Here is a 14,959-nt window from a genome sequence, read left to right on the forward strand (position 1 = left end):
TCGTCACCTGGCCTTTCGGGGGTGGGCGTTGTCGCGGCGCAGGATGGTCGCCATGTAGGCGAGCGCGATGACGAACGACAGGAAGAACATGATGACCGCGATCGCGGAGCCGTAGCCCCAGTCCGACCGGAAGAAGCCGATCTCCATCATGTAGCTCGCGATGGTCGAGTACTGGCCCGCGGTGCCGCCGCGGTTGAGCACCCACACCATGTCGAACAGCTGGATCGAGCCGATGATCGACAGGAACGCCCAGATGCGGATGGTGGGACCGATGAGCGGGATGTTGATCCGCCACTGGATCTGCCACCAGCTCGCGCCGTCGATGGCCGCGGCCTCCTGGAGGTCCTCGCTCACGCCCGACAGGCCGGCGAGGAACAGGATGATGGCGAGCCCCACGTACTTCCACGTGATGATGAAGAACACGGTCCAGAAGCCCCACGTGGGGTCCTCGAACCAGCCGCCGTTCGGCATGTCGAGGCCGATGCCGCGCATGAGCTGGGTCGCGATGCCGTTGGGGTCGAAGATGATGAGCCACATCGTTCCGGCGATGACCTCGCTCAGCACGTAGGGGGCGAAGATCACCACCCGCGTGAAGGCGCGTCCGCGGAACCTGCGGTTGAGGGTGAGCGCGACCGCCAACGCGATCGGCAGCTGCACCGCCATCGACAGGAAGATGATCGCGAAGTTGTGGCTGAGGGCCTCCCAGAAGGGCTGGGAGTAGGCCGTGGTGAAGGCCTGCTGGGTGGCGGGGTCGGTGCCGCCGAACAGCGCCCGCGCGTAGTTCTCGAGGCCGATGAACTCGGCGTCGGAGAACTGCGAGACGCCGTTCCACTTGTAGAGGCTGAACCGGGCCGCCGAGACGACCGGGTAGACGACGAATGTGAGGAACAGCACCATCGCCGGACCCACGAAGAGGGCGATCTCCGCCCACTTGCGGGCCGTCGCGCGGCGGGTGTGCTCGGATGCAGGGGTCACCGGGCGGGACCCCGCCGCCGACGCTTCCGCGTCGACGGCGGGGGCCGCGCTGCGACCCGAGGCCTCCAGTGCGGTCACCAGGGAGCCTCGCTTTCTAGTCGCAGTGGTGGGGGTCAGGAGGTCGCCGCGGCGGCGACCATCATGTCGACGACACCCTGGGCGTCGCCCGTGCCGTTGAAGATGTTGACGATGCCGTCGTTCATGGCGCCGCCGACGTTGGGCCCGAGCAGGGTGTCCATCCAGAGCTGGACGTAGGCCGCGCTCGAGGTGGTCTGCGCGATCTCCTGCAGGACCGGGTCCGTGACCGCGTCCGACGCCGCCGGGGCGACCGGCAGGCCGCCGACGGCCTCGGCGTAGCCGCGCTGGACGTCGTCGCTCACGATGTACGCGAGGAAGTCCGCGCACTCGGCCGGGGCGTCCACGTAGCAGGAGAAGCCGTCGCCGCCGCCCATCGCCGCGGACGGGTCGCCCGCGCCGCCGTCGGTGGCGGGCATCGGGAACCAGTCGAGGTCGTCGTGCAGGGCCGCGATCGCCTCGTCCGAGCCGTCCGTGAAGCCCTCGTAGACGAAGTAGTTCCACTGGCCCATGAGCTCCATCGCCGCGTTGCCGTTCGCGACCATGCCCGCGGACGAGGTCGCGCCGGTCTGCGCGACGGTCGACGTGAACTGGGGCTGGAACGGCTCGGTGCCGAGGAAGTCCTCCAGCTGCGTGCCGGCGTCGAGCCAGCACGGGTCGGAGAAGTCGAGGCTCGTGCCGGCGCTCGCGACCACGTCCTGCGAGCAGGAGCGGAGCGCGAAGTTGTACCACCAGTGCGCCGCGGGCCAGCCGTCCGAGGCGCCCACGGCGATCGGCACGATGCCGGCGTCCTTGAGCTTCTGGACCGCGTCGTCGAGCTCCGCCATCGTGGTGGGCTCCGCGGTGATGCCCGCCTCCTCGAAGAGGGAGGGGCGGTACCAGATGCCCTCGACCGCGAACTGGAACGGCAGGCCGTAGGTGACGCCGTCCACCTGCCACGGGGCGACGCCGCCGCCGAGGCGGCCGATGTCGTCCGCGAGCACGTCGGACAGGTCCATGAGGTAGCCGGCCTCCGCCTGCGCCGCCATCTCGCCGCCGCCCCACTGCTGGAACAGGTCGGGCGCGTCGCCCGACTGCAGCGCGGTGGGGATGCGCGTGCGCTGGAGGTCCTCGTTCTGGATCTGCTCGATCTCGATCGTCACGTTGGGGTGGTCCGCCATGTAGTCGGCCGCGACCGTGTCCCAGTAGTCACCGAGCGAGTTCTCGCCGGTGTCGCCCGCCACTCCGTTGTGCCACCACGTGAGGGTGACAGGGGCGTCGCCCGATCCGCCGTCGGTGGCGTCGGCAGAGCTGCCGTCCTCCCCCGCCTCGGTCGAGCTGCACGCCGCCAGCAGCGCCATGGATGCTGCGATCGCCGCTCCCGCAGCGGCTCGTCGCATGTTCGCCATGATGTCCCCTTTCGTCTCCATTGACTCAGGCCGAACAGTGGCGAGTCTGGCACCGCGTCGCGACTTTCGTCAAACGTTATCGATAACGTTTTCGCAACGGGGGATCAGGCACTCTGTGGCAACGGGCGCGGGCCGATAGCATGCGGGCATGGAACCGGTCGCCCGCGTGAAGCTCGCCGACGTGGCCCGCATGGCGGGCGTATCGGTCGCCACCGTGTCCAAGGTGGTCAACGGCCGCTACGGCGTCTCGAAGGACACCATCGCCAAGGTGCAGCGCGTCATCGACGAGCTCGGCTACGCCGGCAACCTCTCCGCCGCGGCGCTGCGCGGGCAGAAGACCAACGTGCTCGGGATCCTCGTCGCGGGCTTCGAGCCGTTCTCCGCGGAGCTCATGAAGGGCGCCTGGACGGGCGCCGAGGGCAGCGGCTTCGAGCTGCTCGCCCACTCCGGCGGCCACGGCCACGGCTGGGAGCGGCGCTCGCTCGCGCGGCTCGCCGGCACCCTCATCGACGGCGCGATCCTCGTCACCCCCACCGTGCTCAACACGGAGACCGGCGTGCCCGTCATCGCGATCGACCCCCACTACGGCCCGTCCTCGCTGCCCACGGTCGACTCCGACAACTACGGCGGCGCGCGGGCCGCGACGGACCACCTGCTGGGCCTCGGCCACCGCCGCATCGGCTTCCTGGGCGGACGCCGCGACCTCGACTCGGGCCGGCGCCGCGAGGACGGCTTCCGCGACGCGATGGGCGCCGCGGGCGTCGACGTCGACGAGGACCTCGTGGTCGAGACGAGCTACGAGCCGGAGCTGGCGGCCGCCGCCGCCGAGTCCATGCTCAGCCTGCCGGAGCCGCCGACCGCGATCTTCGCGGCGAACGACACCACGGCCCTCGCGGTCATGGACGTCGCCGCCGACATGGGCGTCGCGGTGCCGCACGAGCTGTCGATCGTGGGCTTCGACGACATCCCCGAGGCCGCCGGCGCGGAGGTGCCGCTCACCACCGTCCGTCAGCCGCTGCAGGCGATGGGCGCCGAGGCGATGGAGATGCTCCTGCTGCTGGTCCGCGGCGAGGAGTGCGAGCAGCACGTGCGCATGGACACGACGCTCATCGTGCGCGAGTCGACGGCCCCGCCGCGCTGATCCCGGTCGCGCCCCGCGCCGACTTCCAATGACAGATGGGACGAGGGTGATGCCGCGTGAAGGCTGGGTCAGCCCCAACCTTCACGCGAGAAGACTCCAGCCACAAACGTCATTGGGAGTCAACGGGCGGCGTAGAGCTCCAGCACCTGGGCGCCCACCGTCTCGACGTCGAACCGTCGCACCCGCTCGGCCTGCTCCGCGTGCAGCTCGGCCCGCAGGTCCGCGTCCGCGATGAGCCGCTCGAGCGTCGCCGCGAAGGCCTCGGCGTCGCGCGCGTCGACGGAGACCCGCGCATCGTCCCCGATCACGGAGAGGTAGCCCGGGTTGGCCCCCGCGAGCACCATGCCCGTGCCGCGGCCGGCCTGCGCCGCCATCGCCTCGACCAGCACGATCCCGAAGCTCTCGCCGCCGGTCGCGGGGAACACCGCGATGTCGGCGTCGGCGTAGAACGCGGCCTTGTCCTCCTCGGCGACGAAGCCGGGCAGCGACACGCGCCCCAGCGCGCTCACCTCGATCGCGGCCTCGAGAGCGCCCAGCAGCGGCCCCCTGCCGCCGATGCGCACGTCGATCCGGTCCTGCACCGCGACGGGCAGCGCGTCGAGGGCGTGCACCAGCTCGAGCACGCCCTTGCGCTCGACCAGCCGGCCGAGGAACGCGACGACCAGCCGGCCGTCCTCCCCCGGCACGCGCTCCGCCGCGGCGGCCGCCGCCCCGAAGCCGGTCACGTCCACGGGGCACGGGATCACCCGCGCGGCGATCCCGAAGGCCGAGGCCGCGAACTCCGCGGCCGGCGCGGACACCGCGCAGAAGGCGTCGAATCGGCGCAGGTTGCGCCGCAGCACCCGCCCGAGCAGGTGCGTCCCCCACGAGGACACGGCCCCGTCGGGGAGGATGTGGAAGGTCCCGACGATCCGCACGTCGTCGCCGAACAGCCGCCGCGCCTCGTCCACCACGCGCGCCGCGAACAGCGGCGAGTGCGGGGTCTGGACGTGGATGACGTCGTAGCGCTCGGCCTCGAGCACCTCACGGATCCCGCGGCGGGATGCGGGCAGCGGGATGCGCAGCCCGTTGCCGTTGAACGTCACCCCGACGTTGCTGGCGAGCGAGTGCACGGTCACGTCGGTGCGCTCCGCGGACGAGCTCAGGTAGTGCACCTCGTGCCCGGCGCGCGCCAGGAAGCCGCCCAGGGTGAGGACGTACTGCTGGACCCCGTCGGTCCGGTCGATGCTGTCGTCGAGGACCAGCGCGATCTTCACTCAGGACCCCGCGTACGTGTGCAGGCCCTGGAGGAAGAGGTTCACCACGGTGAAGTTCATGATGAGCGCGGTGAAGCCCGCGATCGCGAGCCATGCGCTGCGGCGCCCGGCCCAGCCCTGCGTGGTGCGCGCGTGGAGGTACGCGGCGTAGAGCACCCAGATGACGAAGGACCAGACCTCCTTGGGGTCCCAGCCCCAGTAGCGGCCCCACGCGTGCTCGGCCCAGATCGCGCCGGCCATCACCGTGAAGGTCCACAGCACGAAGCCGACGGCGTTGAGGCGGAAGGACAGCGCCTCGAGGGACGATGCGGCGGGCACCGCGTCGAGGAAGCGCGCCCGCGCGCCGGTCCAGCGGACGCCGCGGTCGCGCGAGTCGCGCATGAGCTGCAGCGCGGACGCGATGAAGGACACCGCGAAGATGCCGGTGACGATGGTCGCGATCGACACGTGGATGACCAGCCAGTAGCTCTGCAGCGCCGGCGGCAGCGTGTCGACGTCCTTGTAGAGGACCGTGAGCGCGAGCCCCAGCGCGATCGTCGCCATGCCCGTGACGCCGGCGCCCAGGTACGCGACGTCGCGTCGGCGCTGGAGGATGAGGAACGCCACGACCGCGAAGAACGAGCCCGAGATCGTGTACTCGTACATGTTCGACCACGGCACGTGGCCGGCGTCGATGCCGCGCGCCGCCAGGCCCACGCCGTGGAGCAGCGCGCCCACGAGCGTGGTCGAGCGGGCGATGCCCGCCGCCTTCGCGGAGCGCTTGAGCGGGGACGATGCGGCGGGCGCCTCGTCGGCGGGCGACGCGGGCGTCGCGGGCGCGCCGGCGCCCACGGGCACCGCGGCGGCGGACTTGGCCGCCACCTTCTCGTCGGCCACGCGGGCCAGGCGGATCGCGTAGGCGACCATCGCGATCGCGTAGAGGACGGTCGCGCCGCCCAGCGCCATCACGCTGAGATCGGTCGGATTCATGAGTGCTCCCTCTCCTCCGCCGACGGGGCCGGGTCGCGGCCCGCTGCGGCGGCCATGGCGCGCTCGAGGACCACCCCGACGCCCGCATCGTGCGCCGGCGCGTACGCGGCGCCGGTGACCACTGTAGTTCCGTCCTGCGTGCGCGCGACGACCCAGACCTTGCGGCGGGACGCGAACAGCGAGGTCGCGAGGCCCGCGAGCGTGAGCACCGCGGCGGCGAGGAGGAACGGCAGCGACGGGTCCGCGCGGAGGTCGAAGGCGCCGTAGCGCGGCAGCTCCTCGAACGTCACAGAGCCGAGGCCGTCCGGCAGGTCGACGGTCTCGCCGAGCGCGAGCCGCAGCGTGACGGGCAGGCCGTCCTCGTCCTGCACGGGGCTCAGCTGGGACTCGTCGAGCCTGTAGACGTTCTGCGGCACGCCGGCGTCGAGGCCCAGGTCGCCGGTGTAGGCGAGCATCTCGATGACCGGGTTGGCGGGGTCCGGGTGCACGGAGCCGACCGCGAACGGGCCCTCGAGGAAGCTGGGGTAGAGCGTCGCCTTGAAGCCGAGCTGCTCGCCGGTGGTGACGTCCGGCACCTTGATCACGCCGGTCGACGTGTAGGCGGCGTCCTGCGCGAGGAAGACGACCGGGCCGGAGAACGCCACCTCGCCCGCGGCGTCGCGGACGGTGATGACGGGCGCGTAGCCGTTGCCCTGGAGGTAGATCTTGGCGTCGCCGGACTCGAGCGGGTGGTTGACGGCGATCTCCTCCGCGACCGGGTCCTCGCCGGGCTCGGTGAACGTGACGTTCGCCTGGAAGTGCAGCGGGCGGCCGGTGTCGGAGAACTCCGCGTCGAGCGAGTCGAGGCGCAGCGTGAACGGGTCGAGGTCGGAGGCGTCGAACAGCGCGCCGGAGGAGAACGTGTCGTACGCCGCGACCGCGTTGGTGAACGAGCGGCCCTCGACCACGATCGCCTGGCCGCGGTACGTGAACAGCGTCCCGTAGGCGACCGCGACGAGCACGAGCACGAGCGAGGCGTGGAAGACGAGGTTGCCGAGCTCGCGCACGTGGCCGGTCTCCGCCGCGAGCGCGACCGCGCCGTCGTCGCGGCGGTCGACGCGGACGCGGTAGCCGCGCAGCGCTCCCACCCAGCCGGCGCGGGGGCGCAGGACGGCGCGCGCCGCCTCCACCGCATCGTCCGGCGTCGAGGAGACGGTCTCGGGTCCGGCGCCGTCGTAGCGCGCGAGCGAGCGCGGGGTGGCCGCGACGGGGCGGCGCAGCTCGCGGTAGTGGTGGATCGCGCGCGGCGTGATGCAGCCGATGAGCGACGCGAAGAGCAGCAGGTAGATCGCGGTGAACCACGCCGAGCCGAACACGTCGAGGAAGCCGGTCGCGTCGAGGATGGGGCCCCAGAAGGGGTTCTCGTCGAGGAACGCGCGGGTCGCGGCGGCGTCCTGCGGCCACTGCGGCAGCACCGAGCCGGGGATCGACGCGAGCGCGAGCAGCAGGAGCAGGATGAGCGCGACCCGCATGCTCGTGACCTGGCGCCAGATCCATCGCAGCCAGCCGCGCACGCCCAGGCGCGGCGCCGCGGGCACCACGTAGTTGTCGAGCTTGACGCGCGCCATCAGACCGCCACCCAGAACCCGTCGATCCAGCCCTGGAGCTGCGCCGTGAGCTGGTCCCACAGGCCCGTCACGAGCATCACGCCGAGGACGATGAGGAGCGCGCCGCCGATGCGCATGAGCGGCAGTCGCCAGCGGCGCAGCCAGCCCAGCACCTTGCCCGAGCGCTCGAACAGCAGCGCGAGCAGCACGAACGGCAGGCCGAGGCCGATGCAGTAGGCGATCGCGAGCGCGACGCCGCGGCCCTGGGTCGCCTCGGACAGGCTGAGGGTGAAGACGGCCGCGAGGGTGGGGCCGATGCACGGGGTCCAGCCGAGCCCGAACGCGACGCCGAGCACGGGCGCGCCCGCGAGGCCCGCGGTGGGGCTGACGTGGAGGCGCCGCTCGGTCTGGAGGAACGGCATCGCGCCCATGAAGGCGAAGCCCAGCAGGATCACGACGACGCCGAGCAGGCGCGTGATGAGCGTGAGGTAGGGCGCGAGCGTCGCGCCGAGCGACGATGCGAGGAAGCCGAGCGCGATGAAGACCGCGGAGAAGCCCGCGACGAACAGCAGCGCGCCGAGGACCAGCTTGGGCTTCGACGCGCGACCGGTGCCGCCGGTGCCCGCCATGCCCGACACGTAGCCGAGGTAGCCGGGCACGAGCGGCACGACGCACGGCGACGCGAAGCTCACGAGGCCCGCGAGGATCGCGACGGGCACGGCGAGCAGCATCGAGCCGGTGAGGGCGATGCCGGCGAACGACGCCTCGGCCGCGAGCGCCGTCACGCGGCCGCCCCGGCGGCCTCGTCCACGAGCGAGCGCAGCGTCGACGGGTCCGCGGTGCCGATGATGCGCGCGTAGAGCGCACCCTCGGGGTCGACGACGAGCGTGGTCGGCACGGCGTTCATCGCGACGAGGCCCTGGAGGGTCGCGGTCGCGGCGCCGTCCGCATCGTCGATCGACGGGTACTCGATGCCGAAGGTGCGGTCGAAGGCCTCGACCGTGGGCGCATCGTCCCTGCCGTTGACGCCGATGACCTGGACGTCGTCGCGGGAGTCGAGCGCGGCGATGTCGGGTGCCTCGGCACGGCACGGCGGGCACGAGGCGTACCAGACGTTGATGAGCACGACCTGGCCGCGGTAGTCGGCGACGTCGACCTCGTCGCCGGCGAACGAGGTGCCCGCGAGCGCGACCTCGGCGCCGTCGTCGAAGACGGTGACGGTGCCGTCGCCCGAGACGTAGCCGGGCGACTGCGCCGCGTCGCCGGGCGCGCAGCCCACGACCGTGAGGACGATGGCGAGGACGATCGCGGCGAGGATCGCGATGCGGGCGGCGGGCCTCACTTGGGCGCCTCGATGTGCGCGGCGGGCGCGCTGTAGCCCGCGAAGGAGACGCGGTCGCCGTCGACGTCGAACGAGGTCAGCGACGCGAGGGCGCACTCGCGCGAGCGCGGGTCGTGGACGAACGAGCGCCCCTGCGCGGCGCGGCGGGCGATCCAGATGGGGAGCTGGTGGCTCACCATGACGGTGTCGGAGCCGGGGTTGGCGGCGGCCGCGTCGATGATCGCGGCGTGCATGCGCGCGGCCTGCTCCTTGTACGGCTCGCCCCACGACGGGCGGAAGGGGTTGCGCAGCAGCCACCAGTTGCGGGGGTGCGCGAGCGAGGCGGGCGTGGGCGTGGGGCCGCCGGCGAAGGCGTTGTCGGCCTCGATGATGCGCTCGTCGGTGACGATGTCGACGCCGTAGGCCGCGGCGACCGGCGCGGCGGTCTGCTGGGCGCGCAGCAGCGGGGAGGCGACCACGCGGCCGACCTCGGCCCCGGAGCTCACCAGGTGGTCCGCGACGGCCTGCGCCATCTGCTGCCCCGCGTCGGACAGGCGGAACTCGGGGAGGCGGCCGTACAGCACCCCGTCGGGGTTGTGGACATGGCCGTGGCGAAGGACGTGCACGCGGGACATGGGTCCTATTGTCACCCGGTTGCGCGGGGGCTCCGTCACGCGGCTATGCGAGGGCTCCGCGCAGCCTCTCGGGGTCGATGCGCCAGAAGCCGACCGTCCGACCGTCGACGGTCGCCACCGGGATCTCGTCGCCGTAGCGCGCGCGGAGGTCGGGATCGGTGTCGATGTCGACCTCCTCCCAGTCGTGCTCGAGCGCGGCGCACGTCGCGGCGACCACGTCGCGGGCGTCCTCGCACAGGTGGCACCCGGCGCGGGTGTAGAGCATGACGCGGGCAGGCATGCCCCCCAGGATAGGCGGGCGCGGGTCGGGGTCGGAGCGGGTCGCCACCAGGCTCGGCGTCCGGCGCGACGGCGGCCGCCGCCGGGCCCGGCGTACAGGGGCGGCTCGGGCGATGCTTGCGCATCTCGGTACAGTTGAGCGGTGACCACGGACGCCGAGCACGCCAACCCACGGGTCGCCGCGTTCTTCGACGTCGATAACACGGTCATCCGCGGCGCGAGCTCGTTCCACATCGCGCGCGGTCTGTGGCAGCGCGACTACTTCAACCTCCGCGACATCCTCAAGCTCGGGTACGAGCAGGCCACGTACGTCCTCTTCGGCGAGACGAAGGACCAGATGGACCGGATCCGCGAGCAGGGCCTGGGCATCATCAAGGGCTGGTCGGTGGCGGAGATGACCGCGGTCGCCGAGGAGGTCTACGACGAGCTGCTCGCCAGCCGCGTCTACCCCGGTACCAAGGCGATCATCGACGAGCACCTCGAGCGCGGCGACGAGGTGTGGTTCGTCACGGCGTCGCCCGTCGAGGTCGGGCGGCTGATCGCTCGCCGGATCGGCGCGACCGGAGCGCTCGGCACCGTCGCGGAGCACCGCGACGGCCACTACACGGGCCGGCTCGAGAGCGACTTCCTCCACGGCCCTGCCAAGGCCACGGCGGTGCGCGCCCTCGCGGCCGAGCGCGGCATCGACCTCGCCGCGAGCCACGCCTACGGCGACTCGGTCAACGACGCGGCGATGCTCGAGGTCGTCGGCCACCCCTGCACGATCAACCCGGACCCGCGCATGCGACGCGTGGCCAAGGAGCGGGGCTGGGAGGTCCGCGAGTTCCGCAAGCGCCGCAAGAGCGGCCGCCGCGGCATCGTGAAGTCCTCCATCACCGGCGCCGCCTGGGTCACCATCCAGGTGTCGCGCGGGCTCAAGGCCGCGCTGCGCACGCTGCTCGGCAAGCCGCGGCGCGAGCACGCCGAGGCCGCGCGCGACCTCTAGCCGCTCCCGGCCGCCACCACCCCCGCCGCCAGCGCGCACCGGCGTACGGCACCGCGGCGGCGCGCATCGTGCCTGGTCCCGGTGGGCGAGCACGGCCACGCGCGCCGGTTCCGGCGTGTGGAGCGGCCACGCGCGCCGGTTCCGGCGTGTGGAGCGGCGCTCGACCCTGCGGGCCCGGCACCGCCCGCGCCAGGATGGGGTCATGGACGCCTTCCCCCGCCTCCACCCGCGTCCGGCGACGGGCTGGGTCAACGACCCGAACGGCCTCGGCCGCTGGGACGGCCGCTGGCACGTGATGATGCAGTGGAACCCGCACGCCCCGCGCTGGGGGGACATCCACTGGGCGCACCTCAGCTCTCCCGACCTCGTCACGTGGACCGAGCACGCAGCCGCGCTCACGCCGCGCGCGGGGACCATCGACGCGGGCGGGTGCTGGTCGGGGGTCGCGGTCACGGATGATGCCGGCCCGCCCCTGCTCGTCTACAGCGCCACACCGGCGGGACCGGCCGAGGTCGGGGTCGCGATCGCGACCGCGCGCGACGACGGCACGTGGACCCAGCCCGACGCGATGACGCTCCCCCACCCCGCCGACACTCGCATCAAGGATGTCCGCGACCCGTTCCTCTTCACGTGGCGGGGTCGCCGCTACGCGCTGCAGGGCTCGCGCATCGACGACCGCGGCGCCGTCCTCCTGTGGGACGCGGACGACCTCGATGCCTGGATCCCGCTCGGCACCCTCCTCCGCGCCGACGACGTGCCCGGCCACCTGCCGCACCCGGGCGACGTCTGGGAGTGTCCGCAGCTGGTCGAGATCGGCGGGCGCTGGGTGCTGGTCGTGTCGTGGATGCTGCTCGACCACTCGGCGCGCGGCACCCTCGCCTTCACCGGCGATCTCGCCGACGAGGGAGGCGCCCCCGCCTTCGCCCTCACCGCCGCGGCCCCGTTCGACGGCGGACCGGACTTCTACGCGCCGCAGCTGCTGGCGGCCGACGGGCGCGTGATCGCGGTCGGCTGGAGCGACGAGGCGCGCCCGCAGGCCGCGGTCGACGCGGCGGGGTGGGCCGGCACCGTCACCTTCCCTCGCGACGTGGTGGTGGACGATGCGGGGCTCGCCCGGATGCGTCCCGTCCCGGAGCTGCGCGCGCTGGCGGGCGAGCCGGTCGATGCGGCGGGTGGCATCGCCCGGCCCGCATGGACCGCCGCGGTCGAGGGTCCGTGGTCGCTCGCCATCGCTCGCGAAGGCGGCGACGCCTCGGCCCGCGAGGCCTGCGCCGGCGAGGACGACGCCGAGGTCTGGGTCGACGGCTCGATCGTCGAGGTGTTCGACCGGGAGGGATCGCGCACGTACCGCGCGTACCCTGCCGCGGGAGCGCGCTGGGCGCTGACGGCGGCGTCCGCGCGGGTGCACGCGCTGGAGCTCCCCTAGCCGGCCCCAGCCCCACGCCGGCCCAACTCGGCTCCCGGCCCCAACCCCCTACCCGGACCGGCGTACGGATGCGGGTACTCCGCGCATCGTCCCTGGTGGCACCGCTCGACCGCGGGCACGTACGCCGGTTGCGGACGGGACGGGGCGGGAAGGGACGATGCGCCGGGAACGCGAAACGCCCGCCCCACCGCGAGGTGGAACGGGCGTGCGAAGCGCGGAGCGCTTACTTCTTGTTGCGGCGCTGGTGGCGCGTCTTGCGAAGCAGCTTGCGGTGCTTCTTCTTCGACATACGCTTGCGGCGCTTCTTGATGATGGAACCCACGGAACCTACCTCGTTCTCCGACATAAAGTGCGAGGCGTGCCGTAGCACGCCGGCGTCCAGGCCGCGCTGGACGCGACAGACAAGGACCTAGCCTACCGTGCCGGTGCCCTTGTCGTCATCTTCGACGACGTAGCCACCCGCGAGCGCGGCCTGCTCCATGAACTGCTCGACCGCCTGCTGCGGGACGCGGAACGACCGGCCGAAGCGCACGGCGGGCAGCTCGCCCGAGTGCACCCAGCGGTACACCGTCATGCGCGACACCCTCACCATCTCTGCCACCTCGGCGACGGTGAGGAAGGTGGTGCGCGGTGATTCGGCCATGTCGTCTCGTCCCTCTCGTAGCATCTGGCGCGTATATCGGCCTGATGCTCCTTCAACTGTAGGGGCTGAAGTGACGGTTGTGAAGTGTGGGGAACGCGCCGATGATGGGTGTGAGGGATAGGCTCGCGCGCGGGGCTTCAAGCAGGGCGAACACGTCCCGCGGTGAGGAGATCGATGGCCAGCCTGCGCACGGCTCGCGACGCGTTCGGTGAATGGATCGACCGCGTCGCGCTCGAGTCGCCGGCCCGCCTCACCCTCGGCGCCTTCGCCATCACCATCCTGCTCTTCACCGGGCTGCTGTCGCTGCCCGCCGCGACCTCCTCCGGCGAGCGCGCCCCGTTCGTCGACGCGCTGTTCACCTCGACCTCGGCGGTCTGCGTCACGGGCCTCGTCACGGTCGACACCGGCACGTACTGGTCGCCGTGGGGCCTCACCATCATCGGCCTCGCGATCAAGGTCGGCGGCCTCGGGATCATGACGCTCGCGTCGTTGGCGGGTCTCGCGGTGTCGCGCCGCATCGGCCTCACCCAGCGCATCCTCGCCGCGGGCGAGTCCCGCGCCGCCGGGCTGGGCGACCTCGGCTCGCTGCTGCGCACCGTCGTCATCGTCTCCACCACCGTCGAGCTGACGATCGCGGCGATCCTGGTGCCGCGCTTCCTCACCCTCGACTACGGCTGGGCGAAGTCGTTCGGCTACTCCGTCTTCTACGGGGTGTCCGCGTTCAACAACGCCGGCTTCACGCCCGACCCGGCTGGTCTCTACCCGTACGCGGGCGACCTGTGGATGCTGGTGCCGATCGGCCTCGGCGTCTTCATCGGCGGCCTCGGCTACCCGGTGTACCTCAACATGATCCGCCAGTGGCGGTCGCCGCGGAAGTGGTCGCTCCACACCAAGCTCACGCTGGTCACCGTCACCGTCCTGGCCTTCATCTCCGCGTCCTTCCTCGCGCTGTTCGAGTGGACCAATCCGCTCACGCTGGGCGACCACAGCTCCGGCAAGACCATCGGCAACGTGTTCTTCCAGTCGATCAATCAGCGCTCCGGCGGCTTCGCGTCGTTCGACGTGGGCCTCGCGCGCGAGCAGACCTGGCTGCTCGAGGACGTGCTGATGTTCATCGGCGGCGGCTCGGGATCCACCGCGGGCGGCATCCGCGTCACCACGCTCGCGGTGCTGGTCCTCGCGGCGTGGGCCGAGGCGCGCGGCCGCCGCGACATCGAGGCCTTCGGCAAGCGCATCGGCACCGAGGTCCTCCGCATCGCCGTCTCGATCACGCTGATGGGACTGTTCGTCGTCATCGTCACCACCGGCATCTTCATGTGGCAGACCGACATCCCGCTCGACCGCTCGCTCTACGAGGTGGTGTCGGCGTACGCGACGTGCGGACTGTCGACCGGCATCACCGGCGACCTGGACTCCGATGCGAAGATGACCTTGATCATCACGATGTACCTGGGCCGTGTGGGCTCGCTCACGCTCGCCTCGGCCCTCATGCTCAACCGCCAGCGCCGGGTTGTCCGGTACCCGTCAGAAAGGCCCCTCATTGGCTAGCAACGACACGTCCCGCGGCGGCGTCCTGGTCTTCGGGCTCGGCCGCTTCGGCTCCGCGATCGCGGACACGCTCGACAACATGGACGTCGAGGTCCTGGGCGTCGAGCGCGATCCCGCGGTGGTCGAGCGCTGGTCCAAGCGCATCCCGTGCGTCGAGGCCGACGGTGCCGACCCGCGCGCGCTCGAGCAGATCGGCGCCGCGGACTTCGCGGCCGCCGTCGTCGGCGTCGGCACGTCCCTCGAGGCCTCGGTGCTCATCACAGGGAACCTCGCCGACGTCGGCGTGCCCGAGATCTGGGCCAAGGCGACGTCCAACGAGCACAAGCGCATCCTCGAGCGCATCGGCGCGCACCACGTGGTGCTGCCCGAGGCGGAGGCCGGCGCCCGCATCGCCCACTCGGTCGGCGGCAACATGCTCGACTACATCGAGGTGGAGGACGGCTTCACCGTCGTGAAGATGCGGGCCCCCAAGGAGACCCACCACTTCACGCTCGACAAGCTCGACCTCCAGGGCACGTACGGCGTGCGCGTCATCGGCGTGAAGAGCGCGGGACGCGAGTTCGAGTACGCGACCCCCGACACGATCGTCGGGCCCGAGGACCTGCTCGTCGTGGCGGGCGAGGGCGAGCTCCTCGAGCGCTTCTCGCAGCGCCCGTAGCCGTCCCGCCGCGGGAGACGGGACGATGCGGCGGTCGCGCCCGCGTGCCGGGCCCGGCTCCGCGCGGGCCGTCG

Annotated in this window: 16 protein-coding genes; 5 read left to right on the forward strand and 11 right to left on the reverse strand. The window is 72.2% G+C overall.

Annotated elements, in window-relative coordinates:
- Window positions 1–3: 3 nt before the first annotated feature.
- Together AOM07_RS11430 and AOM07_RS11435 are read right to left on the reverse strand one after the other, a co-directional pair.
- Window positions 4–1,053 (reverse strand): carbohydrate ABC transporter permease, encoded by a 1,050-nt coding sequence (locus tag AOM07_RS11430; protein ID WP_082101316.1) that lies wholly within the window; start codon window positions 1,051–1,053, stop codon window positions 4–6.
- A gap of 35 nt (window positions 1,054–1,088) precedes the next feature.
- Window positions 1,089–2,429: an ABC transporter substrate-binding protein gene (locus AOM07_RS11435; RefSeq protein ID WP_228374449.1), complete on the reverse strand. Its 1,341-nt coding sequence runs from the start codon at window positions 2,427–2,429 to the stop codon at window positions 1,089–1,091.
- Window positions 2,430–2,586: 157 nt separating this feature from the next.
- Here AOM07_RS11435 and AOM07_RS11440 point away from each other — a divergent pair, with 157 nt between their 5' ends.
- Window positions 2,587–3,579 (forward strand): LacI family DNA-binding transcriptional regulator, encoded by a 993-nt coding sequence (locus AOM07_RS11440; protein WP_062313918.1) that lies wholly within the window; start codon window positions 2,587–2,589, stop codon window positions 3,577–3,579.
- Between the two features lie 119 nt (window positions 3,580–3,698).
- Here AOM07_RS11440 and AOM07_RS11445 read toward each other — a convergent pair whose 3' ends face one another.
- The 7 genes from AOM07_RS11445 to AOM07_RS11475 are packed head-to-tail and all read right to left on the reverse strand — an operon-like array spanning window position 3,699 to window position 9,626.
- Window positions 3,699–4,835, reverse strand: coding sequence for a glycosyltransferase family 4 protein (locus tag AOM07_RS11445; protein ID WP_062313920.1), 1,137 nt, complete (start codon window positions 4,833–4,835; stop codon window positions 3,699–3,701).
- On the reverse strand, window positions 4,836–5,804 hold the full coding sequence (gene ccsB, locus AOM07_RS11450; RefSeq protein ID WP_062313921.1) for a c-type cytochrome biogenesis protein CcsB: 969 nt from the start codon (window positions 5,802–5,804) through the stop codon (window positions 4,836–4,838).
- Entirely contained in the window at window positions 5,801–7,411 is a 1,611-nt protein-coding gene (gene resB, locus AOM07_RS11455; protein ID WP_062313922.1) for a cytochrome c biogenesis protein ResB, read from the reverse strand. Before resB ends, ccsB begins: the two co-directional genes overlap by 4 nt.
- The gene (locus AOM07_RS11460; RefSeq protein WP_062313925.1) at window positions 7,411–8,175 is read right to left on the reverse strand and encodes a cytochrome c biogenesis CcdA family protein; all 765 of its coding nucleotides are present in this window, start codon (window positions 8,173–8,175) and stop codon (window positions 7,411–7,413) included. Before AOM07_RS11460 ends, resB begins: the two co-directional genes overlap by 1 nt.
- On the reverse strand, window positions 8,172–8,732 hold the full coding sequence (locus AOM07_RS11465; RefSeq protein WP_062313926.1) for a TlpA family protein disulfide reductase: 561 nt from the start codon (window positions 8,730–8,732) through the stop codon (window positions 8,172–8,174). The genes AOM07_RS11460 and AOM07_RS11465 overlap by 4 nt, the downstream gene beginning before the upstream one ends.
- Window positions 8,729–9,346, reverse strand: coding sequence for a histidine phosphatase family protein (locus tag AOM07_RS11470; RefSeq protein ID WP_062313927.1), 618 nt, complete (start codon window positions 9,344–9,346; stop codon window positions 8,729–8,731). Before AOM07_RS11470 ends, AOM07_RS11465 begins: the two co-directional genes overlap by 4 nt.
- Window positions 9,347–9,389: 43 nt before the next feature.
- Complete coding sequence (locus tag AOM07_RS11475) at window positions 9,390–9,626, reverse strand: glutaredoxin family protein (protein WP_062314073.1); 237 nt, start codon at window positions 9,624–9,626, stop codon at window positions 9,390–9,392.
- Between the two features lie 141 nt (window positions 9,627–9,767).
- Between AOM07_RS11475 and AOM07_RS11480 the strand changes: the two genes are divergently transcribed.
- Both AOM07_RS11480 and AOM07_RS11485 read left to right on the forward strand, forming a co-directional pair.
- A complete protein-coding gene (locus AOM07_RS11480) occupies window positions 9,768–10,610 on the forward strand; it encodes an HAD family hydrolase (protein ID WP_062313929.1) in 843 nt (280 codons plus the stop codon).
- A 202-nt stretch (window positions 10,611–10,812) separates the two neighbouring features.
- Complete coding sequence (locus tag AOM07_RS11485) at window positions 10,813–12,036, forward strand: glycoside hydrolase family 32 protein (RefSeq protein ID WP_062313930.1); 1,224 nt, start codon at window positions 10,813–10,815, stop codon at window positions 12,034–12,036.
- Between the two features lie 223 nt (window positions 12,037–12,259).
- Here the strand turns inward: AOM07_RS11485 and AOM07_RS14535 are convergent, their stop codons facing one another.
- Together AOM07_RS14535 and AOM07_RS11490 are read right to left on the reverse strand one after the other, a co-directional pair.
- On the reverse strand, window positions 12,260–12,358 hold the full coding sequence (locus tag AOM07_RS14535; protein WP_074789180.1) for a 30S ribosomal protein bS22: 99 nt from the start codon (window positions 12,356–12,358) through the stop codon (window positions 12,260–12,262).
- Between the two features lie 87 nt (window positions 12,359–12,445).
- Window positions 12,446–12,679, reverse strand: a complete 234-nt coding sequence (locus AOM07_RS11490) for a helix-turn-helix domain-containing protein (RefSeq protein WP_062299000.1) — start codon at window positions 12,677–12,679, stop codon at window positions 12,446–12,448.
- Between the two features lie 174 nt (window positions 12,680–12,853).
- On the opposite strand from AOM07_RS11490, the gene AOM07_RS11495 reads away from it, so the two are divergent.
- Window positions 12,854–14,227, forward strand: a complete 1,374-nt coding sequence (locus AOM07_RS11495; protein ID WP_062313931.1) for a TrkH family potassium uptake protein — start codon at window positions 12,854–12,856, stop codon at window positions 14,225–14,227.
- Window positions 14,220–14,885, forward strand: coding sequence for a potassium channel family protein (locus AOM07_RS11500; RefSeq protein ID WP_062313933.1), 666 nt, complete (start codon window positions 14,220–14,222; stop codon window positions 14,883–14,885). Before AOM07_RS11495 ends, AOM07_RS11500 begins: the two co-directional genes overlap by 8 nt.
- The last annotated feature ends 74 nt before the right edge of the window (window positions 14,886–14,959 follow it).

The organism is Demequina rhizosphaerae (genome assembly GCF_000971255.1).
Classification (GTDB): domain Bacteria; phylum Actinomycetota; class Actinomycetes; order Actinomycetales; family Demequinaceae; genus Demequina; species Demequina rhizosphaerae.